The organism is Pirellulimonas nuda (assembly GCF_007750855.1).
Lineage (GTDB): Bacteria > Planctomycetota > Planctomycetia > Pirellulales > Lacipirellulaceae > Pirellulimonas > Pirellulimonas nuda.
This window is the reverse complement of sequence record NZ_CP036291.1, coordinates 6,344,384-6,362,484: the sequence shown is the minus strand read 5'-3', so window position 1 is coordinate 6,362,484 and position 18,101 is coordinate 6,344,384. Positions and strand designations below refer to the sequence as shown.

General features: G+C 68.6%; 17 protein-coding genes and 1 other RNA gene. 7 read left to right on the top strand and 11 right to left on the bottom strand.

What is annotated here, in order from left to right; all coding sequences use genetic code 11:
* Window positions 1-123: 123 nt before the first annotated feature.
* From Pla175_RS24670 to ffs, 7 genes are all read right to left on the bottom strand, one after another.
* On the bottom strand, window positions 124-1,272 hold the full coding sequence (locus Pla175_RS24670; RefSeq protein WP_145291746.1) for a hypothetical protein: 1,149 nt from the start codon (window positions 1,270-1,272) through the stop codon (window positions 124-126).
* The gene (locus Pla175_RS24665) at window positions 1,269-2,171 is read right to left on the bottom strand and encodes a DUF4129 domain-containing protein (RefSeq protein ID WP_145291745.1); all 903 of its coding nucleotides are present in this window, start codon (window positions 2,169-2,171) and stop codon (window positions 1,269-1,271) included. The genes Pla175_RS24670 and Pla175_RS24665 overlap by 4 nt, the downstream gene beginning before the upstream one ends.
* A gap of 15 nt (window positions 2,172-2,186) precedes the next feature.
* On the bottom strand, window positions 2,187-2,999 hold the full coding sequence (locus Pla175_RS24660) for a hypothetical protein (protein WP_145291744.1): 813 nt from the start codon (window positions 2,997-2,999) through the stop codon (window positions 2,187-2,189).
* Window positions 3,000-3,221: 222 nt separating this feature from the next.
* Entirely contained in the window at window positions 3,222-4,760 is a 1,539-nt protein-coding gene (gene rpoN / locus Pla175_RS24655) for an RNA polymerase factor sigma-54 (protein WP_145291743.1), read from the bottom strand.
* 347 nt (window positions 4,761-5,107) lie between these two features.
* Window positions 5,108-5,476, bottom strand: a complete 369-nt coding sequence (locus tag Pla175_RS24650) for a YbaB/EbfC family nucleoid-associated protein (protein WP_145291742.1) — start codon at window positions 5,474-5,476, stop codon at window positions 5,108-5,110.
* 59 nt (window positions 5,477-5,535) lie between these two features.
* Window positions 5,536-7,182 (bottom strand): DNA polymerase III subunit gamma/tau, encoded by a 1,647-nt coding sequence (gene dnaX, locus Pla175_RS26365; protein ID WP_197527134.1) that lies wholly within the window; start codon window positions 7,180-7,182, stop codon window positions 5,536-5,538.
* A gap of 139 nt (window positions 7,183-7,321) precedes the next feature.
* Window positions 7,322-7,418, bottom strand: an RNA gene (ffs, locus tag Pla175_RS24640) — signal recognition particle sRNA small type.
* Between the two features lie 285 nt (window positions 7,419-7,703).
* Here ffs and Pla175_RS24635 point away from each other — a divergent pair.
* The 7 genes from Pla175_RS24635 to Pla175_RS24605 all read left to right on the top strand — a co-directional run bounded on the left by Pla175_RS24635 (window position 7,704) and on the right by Pla175_RS24605 (window position 13,760).
* Entirely contained in the window at window positions 7,704-8,057 is a 354-nt protein-coding gene (locus tag Pla175_RS24635; protein ID WP_391527872.1) for an ArsR/SmtB family transcription factor, read from the top strand.
* 108 nt (window positions 8,058-8,165) lie between these two features.
* The gene (locus Pla175_RS24630) at window positions 8,166-8,705 is read left to right on the top strand and encodes a rhodanese-like domain-containing protein (RefSeq protein ID WP_145291741.1); all 540 of its coding nucleotides are present in this window, start codon (window positions 8,166-8,168) and stop codon (window positions 8,703-8,705) included.
* A 118-nt stretch (window positions 8,706-8,823) separates the two neighbouring features.
* The gene (locus Pla175_RS24625; protein ID WP_145291740.1) at window positions 8,824-10,467 is read left to right on the top strand and encodes an FAD-dependent oxidoreductase; all 1,644 of its coding nucleotides are present in this window, start codon (window positions 8,824-8,826) and stop codon (window positions 10,465-10,467) included.
* Between the two features lie 53 nt (window positions 10,468-10,520).
* A complete protein-coding gene (locus Pla175_RS24620) occupies window positions 10,521-11,165 on the top strand; it encodes a hypothetical protein (RefSeq protein ID WP_145291739.1) in 645 nt (214 codons plus the stop codon).
* A gap of 107 nt (window positions 11,166-11,272) precedes the next feature.
* A complete protein-coding gene (locus Pla175_RS24615) occupies window positions 11,273-12,064 on the top strand; it encodes a hypothetical protein (RefSeq protein WP_145291738.1) in 792 nt (263 codons plus the stop codon).
* A complete protein-coding gene (locus Pla175_RS27235) occupies window positions 12,064-12,732 on the top strand; it encodes a prepilin-type N-terminal cleavage/methylation domain-containing protein (protein ID WP_145292316.1) in 669 nt (222 codons plus the stop codon). Before Pla175_RS24615 ends, Pla175_RS27235 begins: the two co-directional genes overlap by 1 nt.
* A 71-nt stretch (window positions 12,733-12,803) precedes the next feature.
* A complete protein-coding gene (locus Pla175_RS24605; RefSeq protein ID WP_145291737.1) occupies window positions 12,804-13,760 on the top strand; it encodes a dockerin type I repeat-containing protein in 957 nt (318 codons plus the stop codon).
* On the opposite strand, the gene Pla175_RS24600 is transcribed toward Pla175_RS24605, so the two are convergent.
* From Pla175_RS24600 to rplM, 4 genes are all read right to left on the bottom strand, one after another.
* Entirely contained in the window at window positions 13,744-15,033 is a 1,290-nt protein-coding gene (locus Pla175_RS24600; RefSeq protein ID WP_145291736.1) for a DUF1501 domain-containing protein, read from the bottom strand. The genes Pla175_RS24605 and Pla175_RS24600 overlap by 17 nt on opposite strands.
* A gap of 185 nt (window positions 15,034-15,218) precedes the next feature.
* Entirely contained in the window at window positions 15,219-16,835 is a 1,617-nt protein-coding gene (locus Pla175_RS24595; protein WP_145291735.1) for a DUF1549 domain-containing protein, read from the bottom strand.
* 250 nt (window positions 16,836-17,085) lie between these two features.
* Complete coding sequence (rpsI, locus tag Pla175_RS24590) at window positions 17,086-17,490, bottom strand: 30S ribosomal protein S9 (protein ID WP_145291734.1); 405 nt, start codon at window positions 17,488-17,490, stop codon at window positions 17,086-17,088.
* Between the two features lie 68 nt (window positions 17,491-17,558).
* Entirely contained in the window at window positions 17,559-18,029 is a 471-nt protein-coding gene (rplM, locus tag Pla175_RS24585; protein WP_231954061.1) for a 50S ribosomal protein L13, read from the bottom strand.
* Window positions 18,030-18,101: the final 72 nt, after the last annotated feature.

Below are 18,101 nucleotides of genomic sequence, written 5' to 3'. Positions count from 1 at the left end.
TCAAGAGGTTTTAGAACGTTTTCGCCGAGCCCAAGAAGTAGGACGCGGATCGGAGTGGATGCGACGGGCGCACGAAGTTCACATGACTGCCTATCCTTTTGCATCCGCTTGATCCGCGCCTAGCTACGTCCTGCTCTTCGCGTCTCGGCTGGTTGACTTGTCACGATATGCCAGCAGGCGCCCGTAAGCGAACGCCCGGTCTTTGGTGGCCGCCAGCAGCCGGCCGACCGCGTCGGTGTGTCGGCCGAAGTCGGTCAGCGAGTCCTGCTCCAGCCGACGCGGGACGCCGAAGATCGGCCACCGCGACAGGGCAAACACCACGCCCAGCACCGCGATCTGCGCCAGCGTCGCCCCGATGGGCCACACGCGGAACAGCAGCAGCCCCATCGGGGGCGCGCCGGAGGGGTCTTCGTTGCGCACGGGGGGGCCGCCGGGGCCAGATTCCAGCACCACCACCTCGCGCCCATTGGCGCGTACGTGGCGGACGAGCTGGCCGGCCAGCTTGCGGTGTTCGTGGTTCACCAGCGGCTCGTTCAGCAGCCACGAGCCGTTCTCGATCATGATCAGCCGCGACGGCTCGTCCGCGTAGGTTGCGTACTGCAACTGGCTGACGATCGGCTCGCCCGACTGGTCTCCCAGCAGCACCAGGAGCCGGTTGTCCGGGCCGACGGCCGACGGGTCGACGGGGATCAGCCGCGTACGCCGCTCCACTCCGGCCTTCGAGGCGTCGGCCGTCCGCCCCCAACGCCCGGTGAACCGCGTCACCTTGGCCGGCTTGGGGGCCGGGTCGAGCGTGAACCAGCCGGGGGCCACGTCGGGCGAGAGCGCCTTTCCCGCCGCGGTGTTCTGTCGGGCGGTCGCCTCGCGCCTGCGCCGCGCGTACTCCGGCGCCAACGGCGCCGCGGCCAGCTTCTCTGCCTCGGCCCAGTAGCCGGGGGTCGCATCGAAGTCGCGCCCGATGTAAATCAGGGTCCGCCCCGGCTCGCCGGTCAGCCACGAGTAGATCCAGCCGTGCGCCTCGGGGCTGGGGGCGTTGAAGTCGTCCGGCGCCCACACGATCACGTCCGTCTCTCCGAGCGAGGGCGACAGCCAAGACCACGAGCGCACGTCCGCGCCGGCGCTCTCGAACATCCGCGAGAGCACCGACAGGCCGTTCACGCTCCCCTCGTTGGCGCCCGAGCGCACGCCGTGGCGCGTGCGCAGCTCCGGCTCGCCGCAGCCGACGGCGGCGATGAGCAGCAGCATCAGGGTCTGCGGGGCCCGCGTGCTCATGCCGCCTTCTCCTTGGCCGGCGTGGCAGCTGCCGGGAGCAGCAGCGCGGCCTCCCAGCACGCGTCGAACTGCTGCCGCGTGGGGGTGTGCCCCCCGAAGAAGGAGGCCTCGAAGGCGTCTACCGTCTTGGCCAACAGCGGCGCCGCCGCAGGGGCCCAACGCCCCAGCTCGCGGAGGTACTGGCGGTTGGTCTTCCCCTTCACCAAGCGGATGGCGCCGGCGTGATCGAGCGAGATCAGTTGGTGGCTGAACAAGTAGACGATGGCGCCCGCCAGGTCCCCCGCGTCGCGCAGCCGGGCCGACTCGGCCAGCAGGTCCTTCACGCCGCTGGCCACCGGCGCGGGGAGCGCTTCGACGCTCTCGATCCGCCGGCGCATGGCGGACCGCTCTGCCTCGGCCTGGGCGTCTGCCAAGTCGCTGGTTTGGATCGACCGCACCAGCGCCCAGATCAGGGCGACCAGCAACGCCGCCAGCGCAAGCCAGCCGAGGAAGAGGACGATCTCTCCCAGGTCAAGGTTCCACGCGCCGAACAGGCCGCTGAGCCATTCCCAGAACCCCCAGGGCTCCTGCGGCGCCGCGGGGGGCGGGGCCGGCTTCGGCGCTTTGACCGGGATCGCCTTGAGCGAGTCGGTCTTGGCGTCGTACCAGGGGGCGTCCCACTGGTCGGCCAGCGCCTCGCGGCCTGTTTCGACGGCCGCGTCGGGCGCCGCGGTTGGCGCAGCCTCTGAGCGTTCAACTAGTACCAGCAATGCGACCACAGCAATCGCAAGACGCACCAGCCGTGCGATCCGGGGCGTCCCCGCCCCCGGCGCCCCGGAGTCGTCGGTCCATTCCGCCGCGCCGAAGGCGGGGACGCCCCGGATCGCTTGGGTGATCGTTGACCTTGATCGCGTCTGCAACGCTTGCCCTTTTGTTTACGACAGCCGCACCAGCTTGGCGGCCTCGGCACGCATGGCCAGCTCGACCTCCCAGCCCTCACGCCGGATCCGCAGGTCCAGGTAGGCCAGGAACCGCACCACCGCAAGATAACCGAGAACGGCCCACGCCGCCGCCGGCCAGAGGTAGAGCATCGCCGCGCGGTCCGACAGCGTGACGCCCGTGAGCTGGGTCGTCAGCACCCCCACGCCGGTCGCCACCGAGACCGTCATCAACACCCCCACCGTTGCGGCCGCCAGCCAGCGGGCGAACAGCTCGCCCCCGGCGCCGCGGTGCAGGTTGCGGCTGCGACGCATCGTGCTGATCCGTCCGCTACGCCCGGCAAACAGCGGGTTGCGCTCCAGCAGGATCAGCTCCGACAGGTAGGGCCACGCCACGTACGGGCCCAGCAGCGTCAGCACCAGCGGCGTCATCAGCCCACGCAGCGCCCCCTGTAAAAGGAGCAACTGCGGCAGGCTGCGGAAGAAGTCGGCCGCCAGCCGCCGCCGGCTCACGTGGTGGGCAAAGGTCGCCTGCCCCAGGTAGAGCGTCATCAACGCGGTCGCAAAGGGGACCTCGATCACGACCAGCAGCAGTTGCCAGAAGACGTAGGCTTCTGGCTCGCTGCTGAGCGAACGATCGCTGAGGGCCCCCTGCAGCAGCGCAAAGTTGATCGCCGCGAACGGCAGCACGCCGATGGCCCACAGCAGCAGCAGCGGCCCCGCGTGCCGGACGCCGACGCGCAACGCCAGGTCGAGGATCTCCGAGAACGAGCGTTCGCGGATGGCGATATGCGTGGCGTCGAGATTCACACGCCTATCATAGACGACCGAACCGCCCAGACGCCACGAAGTACGAAAGATTGAACCGCCAAGGACGCCAAGAAGCGCCAAGACGGACGAAAGGGACTGACAGGATTAGCCGGATGGAGTTGCGGATAGACCGGCTGGCGTTAACAGTTATTCTATTGGTCGTTCCTGTTCATCCCGTCTAACTTCCGTCCTTGGCGCGTCTTGGCGGTTCCCGTATGTCCGTTACTCAGCGGCGGCGGGGGTCTTCGACCAGTCGCGGCGCTGGCGGCTGCTGGGGATGTTCATCGCCTTGCGGTACTTGGTGACCGTGCGGCGGGCGACGGTGATCCCTTCCTTGGCGAGCGCTTCGACCAGCGCGTCGTCCGACAGCGGGGCGCTCTTGTCCTCGCCGTCGACGATCTCTTGCAGCTTGAGCCGCACGCGGTCCCAGGCGATGTCCTCGCCGTCGGCGCCGGTGGTGCCGCCGACAAAGAACCGCTTCAGCGGGAAGATGCCTCGCGGCGTCTGGATCCACTTGTCGTCCACCGCGCGGCTGACCGTGGTGACGTGCACCCCTACCTTGTCCGCGATCTGCTGCATCTTGAGCGGCTCGATCGACTCCGGGCCGTCTTCAAGGAAGCGGGTCTGGTGGGCGACGATCGCCTCGGAGACGCGCGTCAGCGTGCCGCGTCGCTGCTCGATCGCCTCGATCAGCCACTGGGCAGAGTTGATCTTCTGCTTGATGTACTCGCGCGTCTTCTGGTCGGCCGAGCCGGCCTGCTGCAGCAGCTTGCGGTAGTAGGGGCTGATGGCCAGCGACGGGAGCTGCGTGTCCTCGAGGCGGATCTCGTACTCGCCCGCCTCGTTCTTCTCAACGAACACGTCGGGCGTGACCTGCGGCACCGGCGAGTCGCCGAAGTCGGCGCCCGGCTTCGGCTTGAGCTTGCGGAGCTCTTCCCACGCCTCTTGGATGGTCTCGATGGAGTAGCCGGTCTTCTTGACGATGATCGGCAGGCGGTTGTTCTCTAGGTCGGACAGGTGGTCCTGGATGAGCGTCTTGAGCTCGTCGTAGAAAGGCATGCCAGCCGTGAGCTGCAGCAGCAGGCACTCTTGCAGCGACCGCGCGCCGACCCCCGGGGGATCGAACAACTGCACCAGCGCCAGCGCCGCGTGGATCACCTCCAACTGCTCCGTGCGCCACTTCACGGGGTCGATCCCTTCGGCGGACGGGGTCGGCGGCACCAGCTCTTCCAGCGGCGTCTTCAGGTAGCCGTTGGTGTCGAGGCTGTAGATCAGCCGCTCCGCCATCTTGCGCACGGCCTCGGGGGCGTCGAACCAGTTGAGCTGGTGGTGCAGGTAGTCGGCCAGGCTCTCGGGGCGGTCCGCCATGTTCATCATGGCGTCGTGGGCGCGGTCCGCCTCGGCCTCCATCTGCCCACGCGACGGCCGGCTGCGCTCTTCGTAGTCGTCCGGCAGGTTCTCCGCCATGTTCACCAGGCGCTCGAAGTCTTCTTCGTTGTTGTGCGCCTCGTCGACCACCATCTCGCGCTCGCCGTCTTCGGGCGCGTTGGGGTCTTCCGGTTTGTCGAAGCCGACCTCGTCGTCGTACTCTTCGCCATCGCCCGTAGACTGCTCGAGCGTGGGGTTGTCTTCCATCTCCTGCTCGATCCGCTCGGCGAGCGCCATGATCGGCAGTTGCAGGATCTCCATCGACTGGATCATCCGCGGCGCAAGCACTTGCTTTTGCGCCATCTGCATGTGTTGGCCGAAGGAGAGTCTCATGGGTCGTTCCTCACTGGGGGGCGGTTCGGCCCCGACCGGGCACTTTCCGTGGTGTACCAAACGGGCCGCGCTGCCGCGAAGATCAGTTGCTGCGAAGCGTCGCATGCCCGCGTCGTAATTCTACGCCAGAAAGACCCCGACGCGGGAGTCTACCCGGAGCGATTGCGCGGATTACGCATAATTAAGAAGCGGCCAGAAAGGCGCTTCCGAACCCTCCTCCGCACCCCCAATCGCCGCGGGGCTACGCCCGGCGGTTGCGGCGGGGTCACGCGCCGGGCGTAGCCCGGCGGCTATGGCCCTTGGCGGCGCGGCCGATCCGTCAACGGACAGCGGACGACGGACGAGGATCAACTCCCCCCCAGCTTCCCCATTAGCTCCGACATATCGGGCATACCCGGCACGTTCATGCCGGACGCGGCCTCTTGCATCGCCTCGGCGTGCAGGGCGCGGGTCTTCTCTAGCGCGGCGTTGATTGCGGCCGGCAGCAGGTCTTCGATCATCTCGCGGTCGCCGCTAGCGACCAGGCCGGCGTCGATCCGCACGGCCAGCGCCTCGCCGGCGCCGGTCATTTCTACCTCGACCATGCCGCCGCCGGCGGCGCCGGTGACGCGCTGCTGGCGCAGCCGCTCCTGGGCCGCCTGCATCTTGCCGCCGACCTCCTTGGCCTGCTGCATGATCGTGCCGAGGTTCGCCAGTGCGCCGAGTCCCTTGAGCATCGCTATCGCCTCACGCGAAGTTGATTGAGTAGGTCTTCGAAGGTAGGGCGGGCCCCGCCCTACTTCGCCTTTTCTTGCGGTGGAGTATACCGCACGCCGTCTGCTTCGACGCCAAAGGTCTCCATCGCCTGCTTGATATACGGGTGCTCGAGCGCCTCGGCCTGCAGTTGCCGGCGGGACATCTTGGGGGGGCGGGGCGCCGCGGGGGCCGAGGAGGCGACCGCCACGAACTGCTCCGCCAGCGACCGGGGCGCCGCCGACGGGGACGCCGACGGGGACGCGGGCCGCTCGGGCGCCGCGGCCGGCTTGGGCGATGTGATCGGCGCGGCCATCGCAACCTGCTGCGCAAGCTGCCCGACAAGCCCCCCGCTGCCAACGCCCCCCGCAGGCGAGCCGTCGGCGTAAGCCGCCGGAGGACGCGGCGAAGAACTCTCCGGGTTCCCCCCCGCTACGCTCCCCGACGGACTCCGGCCTGCCCCGGTTTGTACTCCCGGGTTTGCTCCGCCTCGCCCGCCCCTTCCGGGTGCCGACGCCCCCGGCTCGCCCGGGGGCTGATTGCGGAGGTCCGTGATTAGTTGCGACAGGTCTTCTAGGTCGTCTAGCGAAGCGGCGCGCACGATGGCCATCTCGACCAGCGTCCGGCCGTGCAGGCTCACGCGCATCCGCGCGGCGGTCTGGTCGAGCACCTGCAGCACCGCCAGCACGCCGGACACGCCGAGCCTAGCGCCGAGCGCGCGGACCGAGTCTTCCTGGCCCGGCAGGGCGTACAGCATCCGCTCGGGCGGGCAGCCGACCGCCAGGGCCATCGCGTCGCGTAGGTAGCCGATGAGTTGGTCGAGCAGCTGGCCGGCGTCGGCGCCCCCGCCGAGCGAGCCGCTCAGTTCCTCCAAAGCGCGGGCCGCGTCGCGCGCGGCGATGGCGTCCGCCAGCGCGCTAATACGTTCGGTCGAGGCGATCCCCAGCAGCGACTGCACCTCATCGGCCGTGATCTTGCCGCCGGCCACTGCCAGCAGTTGCTCCAACAGCGACTGGCTGTCTCGCATCGAACCGGCGGCGCGGGTCGCGAGGATCTGCAGCGCCGCGGGCTCGATCTCGACCCCCTCGGCCTCGGCGATTTGCGCGAGGCGCGTCTGGATGGCGACGCTGTCGACCCCCGCGAAGTCGAACCGCTGGCAGCGGGAGAGGATCGTGATCGGCAGCTTCTGCGGGTCGGTGGTGGCGAAGATGAACTTCACGTGCTCCGGCGGCTCTTCCAGCGTCTTTAAGAGCGCGTTGAAGGCCTCCTTGGTGAGCATGTGCACCTCGTCGATCAGGTACACCTTGAACCGCGAGCGGCTCGGCCGGACCGCCACGTTCTGGCGGAGCTGACGGATCTCGTCGATGCCGCGGTTGCTGGCGCCGTCCATCTCCATCACGTCGACGTCGCTGCCGTCGATGATGCTCAGGCAGGCGTCGCACTGGTTGCACGGCTCGGGCGTGGGGCCCTGCTGGCAGTTGAGCGCGCGGGCAAGGATGCGCGCGGCCGAGGTCTTCCCCACCCCACGGGCGCCGGTGAACAAGTAGGCGTGCCCCACGCGGCCGGTCGTGATGGCCTGCTTGAGCGCACGGGCGACGTGCTGCTGGCCGATGAGCTCGTCAAACGTCTGCGGCCGATAGCGGCGGGCGACGACCGTGTAGCCGTCGGCGGATTGCGGGGCGTCAGGCATGAAGAATGGCCACAAAAAGGCACAAGAAAACACAAAAAGGAAGAGCACGATCCGGCGCTGATTCGTGTCGCCTTCCTCCGTCCGTTCTTTGTGCTTTTTTGTGCCTTTTCGTGGCTATCGTTTGATCGTTCGACGGCGGCCGGTAGGGGACCCCCACACAAAGAGACGCAAACTTATGGCTGCTGCGTTTCCACCCTGACCAGGTTCGTAAGGCCCCCATTGCAGGGGCCCCCCACCGGGCGCCGTCGGACTTTGTATTCTCGGCGACTGGCCGCCGGCAGTCAAAGGGGCGCCGGGAACCGCCAAGACGCCACGAGCGCCTCGACGGACGTTTTGAACCGCCAAGGACGCCAAGAGCGCCAAGAAAGAAGAAAACTAGACCGGATGGACAAGATGGGCCCGGTTCTTCTTCAAAGGCGCCTCGCCCCAAATCGCAGTTCCTCGCGCCAGTTCCCGCAACCTTCGCGCGCCTTGGCGCTCTTGGCGGTTCCCGTCTTCTGACCCTGCCCGAGAAATATTGGATTGACATGTCGAAACCTTCCGATATATTTAATAGTGACATGGCGACCCGCAGCAAAACCCTCCGACTGACCAGCCTCGAAGCCCTCGGCCAAGCCGCCGAGTGTCTGCGGACGCTTGCCCACCCGCACCGGCTGCGGATCGTGCAAATGCTGCTGCAGGGGCGGTTTACCGTAGGAGAGCTGGCCGAGGCGTGCGAGCTGCCCAGCGCGATGGCCAGCGAACACCTGCGGCTGATGCAGCGGTGTGGGCTGCTGGGGAGCGAGAAAGAAGGTCGGCGGGTTTACTACACCGTCGCGGAGCCCCACCTGGCCAGCATCCTCAAGTGCGTGGAGGGGCGGTTCGGCAGCGAGTGAAACGCCGGCCGCCCAGACCCGCCCAAGCGAACCACGAAGCACCGGGCCGCGTTTTTTTCAAAACACAGGTCGATAGGTCGAGATATTCCAATCCATGGGAGCGAACCGATGACGACACAATCCCTTTCTCCAGGCGAGCTGCGTGAGCGGCTCGCCGGCCCGGCTCGGCCGCGGCTGATCGACGTCCGCACGCCGGCCGAGTTCCGCGAGGTGCACGTCGATGGGGCCGTGAACCGCCCGCTCGACCGGCTCGACCCCAAGGGGCTGCTGGCCGAGTTCGGCCCCGACCAAGAGCTCGTGTTCATCTGCAAAGCAGGGAGCCGCGGCGCGACGGCGTGCGGCAAGCTGGCCGCCGCGGGCGCCGGGCGGGTGCTCAACGTCGAGGGGGGGACCGAGGCGTGCGCCGCGGCGGGGCTGCCGGTCACCCGCGGCAAGCAGTGCATGTCGCTCGAACGCCAGGTGCGGATCGCGGCGGGGACGCTGGTGGTGCTGGGGGTCGTGCTCGGCGTGCTGGTGCACCCCTGGCTGCTGGGGCTGAGCGCGCTGGTCGGCGCCGGCCTGGTGCTGGCCGGCGTGACCAACACCTGCGGCATGGGGATGCTGCTGGCCAAGATGCCTTGGAACCAAGCCGGCTCGTGCTCGGCTTGACGGCTAACCACGAAGGGCACGAATGAGCACGAAGGAAGGTCATTTCATGCTTCCTTCGTGTTTCTTCGTGCCCTTCGTGGTTCAGTTCTCGTAGATCACAATCACGCATAGGCGCATCATGAAGATCTTCATCGTAGGGGGCGTGGCCGGCGGGGCGTCGGCTGCGGCGCGGGCGCGGCGGCTCGACGAGTCGGCCGAGATCGTGCTGCTCGAACGCGGGCCCGACCCGTCGTTCGCCAACTGCGGCATGCCCTACTACATCGGCGGAGAGATCGAGTCGCGCGCCAAGCTGCTGGTCAGCCCCATCCAGAGGCTGATCGATCGCTACCGCCTCGACGTGCGGACGCTGCACAGCGTCGAGTCGATCAACCGCGCCGAGAAGACGGTCGCCATCCGCGAGCTCGCCACCGGCGCCGTGGCGACCGAATCGTACGACAAGCTGATCCTCTCCCCCGGCGCCGCGCCGGTCCGCCCGCCCACCCCGGGCGCCGACCTGCCCGGCGTCTACACGCTGCGGAACCTGGACGACGCCGACCGGCTGCAGGGGGCCACGGCACGCGCCAAGCGGGCGGTAGTGATCGGCGGCGGGTTCATCGGCGTTGAGATGATCGAGAACCTCACGCGCCGCGGCCTCGACGTGACGCTGATCGAACGCGACGTGCAGGTGCTCCCCCCCTGGGACGCCGAGATGATCGTGCCGATCGCCGCGGAGCTCGTCAAACGGGGGGTGCGTGTGCTGCTGGGGACCACGGTCGAGCGGTTCGAGCAAGCCGGCGACGGCCTGCGGCTGACGCTCGATAGCGGCGAGTCGATCGCGGCCGACTTTGTGGTGATGAGCATCGGCGTCCGCCCCGAGAACACGCTGGCGGTCGCGGCGGGCCTCGAGGTCGGCCCCCGCGGGGGCATCCTCGTGAACCCCCACATGCAGACCACCGACCCCGACATCTACGCGGTGGGCGACGCCGTCCAGACGTTCGACTCGGTGACCGGCGCGCCGGCGCAGGTCCCGCTCGCCGGGCCCGCCAACCGCCAGGGACGGATCGCCGCCGACCATATCTTCGGTCGCGACAGCGCCTACCGCGGCACCCAGGGGACCGCGGTGGTGGGGCTCTGGGATCACACCGCCGCCATGACCGGCCTGAGCGAGAAGGCCTGCCAGCGGCAGCAGCGCGAGTACCAGAAGGTCTACCTCCACCCGGCCCATCACGCCGGCTACTACCCCGGCGCCGAGCCGATGACGCTGAAGCTGCTGTTCGACCCGGAAACGGGGCACGTGCTCGGCGCCCAGGCGGTGGGGGGCGCCGGCGTCGACAAGCGGATCGACGTGATCGCAATGGCCATCCAGGCCGGCATGACCGTGTACGACCTGGAGGAATCCGAGCTGTGCTACGCGCCGCAGTACGGCTCCGCCAAGGACCCGGTGAACATGGCGGGCTTTATCGCCGCGGGGGTGCTGCGCGGCGACCAGCCGATCGTGCACTCGGCCGACCTGCTGGCCGGCGCGTGCGACGGCGCCACGGTGGTCGACGTCCGCACGCCCACCGAGTTCGCCCTGGGGGCGGTCCCGGGCGCGGTGAACCTGCCGCTGGACGAGCTCCGCGGGCGACTGGGCGAGCTCCCCGAGGGCCGGCCGGTGATCGCCTACTGCCAGGTAGGGATGCGCGGCTACATGGCGACCCGGCTGCTCAACCAGTCGGGCCGCGACGCCCGCAACCTGAGCGGCGGCTTCACTACCTATGCACGCGTCGCCGCGACCAAGTGACGCAGTCGGTACAACGGCCCGGGGCGGCGTGTTAGTCTGGCGACGGATCCGCCATGGCACGACTCACCCACCTGCTGCTCGCCGTTTGGTTCCTGGTTGTCGCGACCGGGATGCCCCTTCCTGCGCGCGTCGGCCCGCCCCGATCGGGCGCCGAGCGTTTCCCCTGCGAGAACTGCCCGTGCGGGTGCGCGACCGCCGAGCACTGCTGGCGCGACTGCTGCTGCCTGACCCCCCCGCAGCGGTTGGCGTGGGCGCGTCGCGTGGGGGTCCGTCCCCCTGGGTTTGCGCTCGCCGCCGCCCAGAAGGCGGGGCTCGATGTTTCGCCCTGGGTCGAGAGCAAGCCCGCCACCGCCCTTTGCACGGCCCCTGACTCCGCGGCGCCTGACTCCGCGGCCCCTGACTCCGCGGCGCCCGTCTGCACGACGGCGCCCTCACGGCCCGGCTGCTGCTGTTGCCAGGCAGAACAGGCGCCTTCACCGGCGCCCGGCATCGCCCTGCTGCGGGCGATGGAGTGCGACGGGCTGTCGGTCGTGTGGCTCGTTCAGGGGAGCACGCCCCCGCCCGAAGCGGTGCGTATTGAAGGGCCGGTCCATTGGGAGGCCCTTGTCTGTCTTCCCGCCGCGTGGCGTGTCTGCTGCGCCGCGCCGCCGACGCCCCCGCCGCCTCAGGGCGCCGAGGCGGTCATCTGGCTTGGGTAGCGGCCGGCTGTAAGTCGGCGGCTATTGTCTCCTGTGCGCATCGCGTCGCGGGTTCGCTGTGGGCCCGCTGCGCGGTCGCTTTCTTAAACGATAGGGACTCTCTGTCCATGCAACGATTATTCTTCTACGGGCTGGTGCTTGTTGGTCTGCCGGTGGCCGGGGTTTGTGCCCACGGGCCGCAGATTCAGGTTACTCAGGAGGGGGGCAAGGTTGTCACGCGGTCGCTCATCGGCGACGGGCCCTACTCCGACTCCGCGACGCCCGAGCGTAGCGTCTACGTAATGCCGCTGGCCCCGCACAACGGTGCGTGGTACGCGCGGCCCAACCCCGGGCTGGTCCCCGACCCGCTCAACCCCGGGTCGTTCGCCCCGCACTACTACTCGGGGCCCGGCTTCGCGCCCGGCTACGGCGCGACGTTCGACACCGGCAGCGTGCTGTCGGTTGGCTTCACGACCGGCTTGCAGAAGTGGGACGGCGCCGCGTTCGTTGACGCCGGCGACGCCCAGCTCCGTGGGTTCCAGGGGAGCAACCCCGCCGCGCCCAGCGCGGCGATGTTCACCCAGGACGGCGCCCCGTCGCTGGCGATGCTCAGCGTGCCGGTGTCGGCCGACCCTGAGACGCACGGCACCATCCGCTACAGCCTGGAGGGCGACGCCGCGCCGCTCGGGATCTACCTGGCGTCGCTGTCGCTCGCGACGTCGCAGTCGGGCGTCGGCGCCAGCGACGCGTACCATTTTGTGTTGTTCCGCGGCGTCGGGCAGGCCGAGCTTGGCGCCGCCGTGGCGTCGCTGGGTTATGCCCCCGCCCTGGTGCAGGTGGTCCCAGAACCGGCGGCGGGCGCGTGCCTGGCGGTAGCGGCGCTGTCGGCTGTGGGGCTGCTGCGTAGGAGGCGAACCTAATGCCACGCCGCCGATACGCCCTCACGCTCGTAGAGCTGCTGGTCGTGATCGCGGTGATTGGCGTGCTGATCGCCTTGTTGTTGCCGGCTGTGCAGAGCGCGCGGGATGCCGCGCGCTCTGCCTCCTGCCGCAGCAATATGCGCCAATTAGGGATCGCCGTGCTGCGCTACTGCGACTCCCGCGGCGGCGAGTTCCCGACCTACTCGCACGACGCGACCGACCAGGGGGGCTCCTGGGTCTACACGCTGGCGCCCTACCTGGAATCGGTCGATGCGATCCGCGTCTGCCCGCAAGACATCCAGGCCGCCGAGCGGCTCCGCGACCGCTCCACCACCTACGTGATCAACGAGTACCTGGCGGCGGACGTGCCGCTGGCGGTGCGGAACCTCAACAAGCTGACGGCCACGAGCAAGACCATCAGCTTCTTCGAGGGCTCCGACGTACGCAGCACCGCGTTCCAGAACGAGCACGTCCACACGGCCAGTTGGTATCTGCCGATCAACCGCCAGCTTGGCATCGTGCGGGTGAAGGTGGAGCGCGACATCTCGCTCGAGCGTCACGCCGGCGCCGCGAACTACTTGTACGTGGACGGGCACGTTGATTCGATCAGCGCATCGCAGGTGGTGGAGTGGATCGACGCGGGGTACGAGTTTGCGCTGCCGCAGTGACGCCACGTTTGACCACGGATAGCACGGCTGACACGGATCAAACTTTTACAACAACGCACATGGAGTAAGAGATGACGGCTCGATGGATCTTTTTTGGTGTGGCGCTGGTCGCGCTATCGGCGCGCCATGGGGGCGCCCACTGCACGCCGATCGAGATGCTGGTCGTCGACGAACAGGTCACGCTGTCGGGGGGGCTCGTGGCGCCCGGGTTGGCGGGCCGGGTTTATGGCGAGAGCGACCCGGAGTGTCAGCCCTTCCCGGGCGATGCCGTGTGGCTGAGCGACATCCCCGGGGTCGACCTCACCGGGCTGGCGCCGGGCGCGGGGTTGTTTTACGAGCCCCTCGCGATGCCGGACTACTCGCAGCCCGGGGCGCCGCAGCGGATGTTGTGGCATTGGGACCCGCTCGACCAGCAGGTGGACGACAACCCGGAGGGCGCCTCGCTGCGTGTGCTCTCGACCCGGCTGTTTGGCGACGTGACGTTCGACCAGCACGGGCTGCTCTCCGAGTCGGGCCAGGTGCAAGCGCTGGAGCCGCTGGCGAGCGACCTGGGGCGGCACGTCCACCCGTTCTACTACGTGCTGGCGGGCGCGGGAGAGTTTCCCTCGGGCGTGTACGGCTGGTTCGGCCGGTTCACGTCGCCGGGCGTTGCGCCCAGCGAGCCCCTGCTGATGCTGATGAACTTCGACCAGGACGCCGGGGGCCTGCTGGCGGCCGCTGCCGCGATCAACACGGCGGCCCTCGCGCCGCTCCCGGGAGACTACAACCGCGACGGCGCGGTGGACGCAGAAGACCTGGCCAAGTGGCGGGCCGACTTCGGTCTCACCGGCGTGCAGGGGGCCGACGGCAACGGCGACGGCGTCGTCGACGCGGCGGACTACACCGTGTGGCGCGACCACTGGGCGCCGGCGGCGGGGCAGGCCGCGGCGGTCGCTACGCCAGAACCCACGAGCTTGTTGCTGCTGGTAGCGGGAATGCTTGTGGCTGGCCTGGTTGGTAGGGGTGGCGCCTCTACAACAACTCGGTGACGGGCGACCCCTCGTCCACCAGCTTGATTGGGCGGCCGATCAGGCTTTGGTTCTCGATCGAGGGGTCGATCCCCAGCGATGTGTAGACGGTTTGGAACAAGTCTTTCACGCCGACCGGGCGCTCGGTGACGTCGGCGCCCGCGGCGTCGGTCTGGCCAATCACCTGTCCGCCGCGGACGCCGCCCCCCGCGAGCATGGAGTTGAACGCCCTGGGGTAGTGGTCGCGGCCGCCGCGTGGGTTGATCTTGGGCGTCCGGCCGAACTCGCCGGTCCAGATCACCAGCGTGTCGTCCAGCATGCCGCGGCTTTTGAGGTCGCGGATGAGTGCGGCCGCGGGGCGGTCGATCTTGCCGCAGTTCTCGGCGACCTTGGCGAAGTTGTCCTGGTGGGTGTCCCAGCCCCCGAGGCCGACCTCGATGAAGGTGACCCCCGCCTCGATCAGCCGGCGTGCGAGCAGGCACCCCGCGGCGAACTGGCCCTCGCCGTAGGCGTCGCGCACGCTCTGCGGCTCGCGCTCGATGTCGAACGCTTCCATCTTGGGGCTGAGGATCATCTCGCTGGCGGCGGCGACCAGCTTCTTGTGGTCCGCCACCACGTCGGCGCCCTGCACCGCGCCGAAGTCGCGTTCGAACCCAGAGAGCAGCGCGAGCCGCCGCTGGTAGCGGTCTTTGCTGGAGTACGGCTTGGCGTTCTCCGGCGGCTTGGTGGGGTTGGAGAGCACCAGCGGGTCGTAGTCGACCCCCAGGAATCCCCCGTTCCCGGCGTTCTGGCTGCGGTCGCCGATCCGCACGTAGCTAGGCAGCTCGTTGGCGGCGTCGCCGATCTGGTGGGCGACGTTCGAGCCGAGCGTGGGGAACTTGACGCCCCCCATCGGCAGGTAGCCGTGGTGCATGTAGAAGCTGGCGCGTGGGTGGCTCCCTTCTTTGCTGGTCATCGAGCGGATGATCGCCAGCTCGTCCATCACGCCGGCCAGCTCCGGCAGGTTCGCGGAGACCTGGATGCCTGGGACCTTGGTGCTGATCGCCTTGGTCTCGCCGCCGTTGGAGTGCCCCGGTTTGGGGCTGAAGGTCTCGAACTGGCTCGGCCCGCCGGCCATCCACAGCAGGATGCACGCCTTGCCGCGGCGCCGCAGCTCGGGCGCCGCGAGGCAGAGCCGGTCGGTGAGGCTGAGCGTTCCGCCGGCCGCCGCGCCGGCGCCGATCGTGCGCAGAAAATCTCGCCGCGAAGTAACCCGGCGGGCGTCGGTAGCGACGCGGATGTGGTGCTGGAGCATGACGATCACCTAGTGGTAAAACCCGCCTCAAGACGACGATTGCCACAAAAAGGCACGAAAAAGCACAAAGACGAACGGTAACTAGAGACCCCGCTGCTCAAGACAGACGCTACGAGTAGGGCGCCATAGTCCGAAGGCGCAATTGCACCTCCTTCGTTCTTGTGCCTTTTCGTGCCTTTTTGTGGCTATCGGCGGTGCACGAACTCGGCCGAGTTCAGCAGCGCCCACAACAAGTCTTCCGCCCCCTCGCGCCGGTCTTTTACTTGCTTCATGTACGCCAGCCCCGCTGCGCTCTCGGCCTGGGTCGGCGTGCGGCAGAGCGTGCGGAGGTAGAGGTCGTCCACCAGGTCGTGGTTGTCGGGCGTGTCGGCCAGCAGCCGGCCGAGCATCGTCGTGCGGTTGGCGCTAATCGCCAGGTTGATCTTCGACGTGTTCATCATCGCCAGCGTCTGCGGGATGCTGGCCGAGACCGCCTCGCGTTGGATGCTGGGGTCGTAGCCGAACGCCGCGTTGAACGCGTCGCGCGGCGTCCCCCGGCCGCCGTAGCCCTGCCCCCCGCCGCGGCCCGCCAGCGGCGTGCGCGCCGAGTCGTTGATCTCCAGCGCCGTGAGGATCGCGTTGTAGAGCTGGTCGCCGCGCAGGCGCTGGGCCACGCTGGCGGTGAACGGCGTGGCGTCCGGCCCGCGGCGTGGGCGGGTCTCGCGTTGGTAGGCCTGGGTGGCGCAGATGGTTTCCATCAGCCACTTCAGGTCGTACCCGCTGTCCGCAAACTGGTTGGAAAGCAGCGCCACCGTCTCGGGGGCGGTGGTGTCGCGGTCGGGGCCGATGTCGTCGATCGGCTCGTAGAAGCCCTCGCCGACTAGTTCAGACCACACCCGGTTCACCAGCGCCGTAGCGAACCACGGTGAATCGGTGAGCCAATCCGCGAGCTGGCCGCGGCGGTCGGCGTCGGCCGTGCCGTAGGGCAGCTCGGCGCTGGTGAGGAAGAACCGCGGCTGCATCCGCGTGCCGGGCTGGTCCGGGGCGTCGAGGTCCGGCATGTAGTGCTCGGGCGTCGGGCGGTTGCCATCAACCGGCTTCTTCTGGAAACGCCGCTCGGGGGCGTCGCTCACCACCACCGCGAAGGTCCGCTTGGTGGGGGTCTGCAGAGGCCGCACGCTGACGCGCGGGAAGAAGGCCGCCAGCTCGTGGAACTGCTCGCGCTTCCACTGGTCCCACGGGTGGTCGTGGCACTGGGCGCACTGGATCTGGATGCCGAGGAAGATGCGGGCCACCTCGGCGGTCGTCTCTTCGGTGCGGCCGTCTTGGGCCATCAGGATGGCGGTGGCGCCATCCTCGCGGACGTCGCCGGTAGCGGTGATGAACTCGCTGGCTACCTCGTCCCAGGGGCGGTTTGCGTTCAGCTCGGCCGTGAGCTTCTCGACCACCGGGCCCGAGACGATCGCGGCGCGGTCTTCCAGCTTGCGGCTGAGGATCACGTCGCGCCAGTAGCGGGCCCAGTTTTGGCCGTACTGCGGCGTGGCGAGCAGCTCGCGGACCACACGGGCCCGCTTGTCGGGGGCGGGGTCGAGCACGAAGGCGGTCACGTGCTCCGGCGTGGGGATGTCTCCCACGATGTCTAGCCACACCCGGCGGAGGTAGGTCGCGTCGTCGGCCCGCGGGGCCAGCTCACCGGCGCTGGCGCCGGTGTCGGCCATCAGGAGCTGATCGATCCGCCCAGCCGCGGCCCCGGGCTGAGGCGCCGACTGCGCCGCCGTGGCGGCCCCGATCGCTGCCGCCAGTAGAGCAATACGCAACGCCATGGCCGTGACCCTCGCGTCTACACCGGGAAAAGGGCCGAGCAGAGCCCGGCTACCTGAGAGTTTAACCCCGGGCCACACGCAAGGGCGCCGAATCGCCCCAAGATTTTCGCTGCCCGGCAGCAAATCCGCGCGACCCACTCACCTCAGGCCCCCCGCCGATAGCCGCCGGGCTACGCCCCGGCCGGCGCACGAAAAAAGCCGCCGGGGCGTAGCCCGGCGGCTTTTGAGGTTCGAGTTTTTCTCGCGAGCGTTAACGCTTGGAGAACTGCGAGGCCCGGCGGGCGCCGCGGAGGCCCGGCTTCTTGCGTTCCTTCATCCGCGGGTCGCGGGTGAGGAAGGTGCGTTCGCGGAGCTTGTCGTGCAGGTCGCTGTCGTACTTGATCAGGGCCCGGGCGATCCCTTGCATGCAGGCGCCGGCCTGGCCGGTGGGGCCCCCGCCGTGGCACAAGATGATCACGTCTACCTTGTCACGCAGCTCGCAGAAATCCAGCGGCGCGACGACCGCGTTGCGGTCCTGCACCACCTTGAAATAGTCTTCCAGCGGCCGCTTGTTGATGGTGATCTTGCCGGTGCCGGGGCGTACGCGGACCCGGGCGACCCCCGTCTTGCGGCGACCCGTTCCTAGAGCGTCGATGACTTTTTCTGCGGTAGGCATAGTTTTCAACTACGAATGGGCTTCAACTACGGGATGTATTTCTGAGCGGCGGACGATGGTCCACCGAATCAAGCCTTTGTCTTCTCGGCGACCGTCACTCCCAGGTCCACCTTTTCGGCCTGTTGGGCCTGGTGCGGGTGGTCGGGGCCGGCGTAGACCTTCAGGTTGGCCAGCATCTTGTTCGCCAGCTTGTTCTTGGGGAGCATCCGGCGGACGGCCTCCTGCAGGATCAGCTCCGGGCGGCGTTCTAGCCGGTCGCCGGCCGAGATGGTCCGCTGGCGGGTGTAGCCCGTGTACCAAGCGTACCGCTTGTTTTCCCACTTATTGCCGGTGAAGTGCACCTTCTCGGCGTTGACCACGATCACGCAGTCGCCGGTGACGACGTGCGGCGTGTAGGTCGGCCGGTGCTTGCCCATCAGCCGCACGGCGATTTCGCTCGCCAGCCGGCCGACGATCTTGTCGGTCGCGTCCACCAAGAGCCACTTCGGCTCGACATCGGCGGCCTTGATCATCGTTGATTTACGGGCAGCAAGCGTCATCTTCGGCGGGCCGGTGCGGGGCCCCCTCTATCTGGGCGACTTTGGTTTTGCAGCGAATCCACGAATGTACCG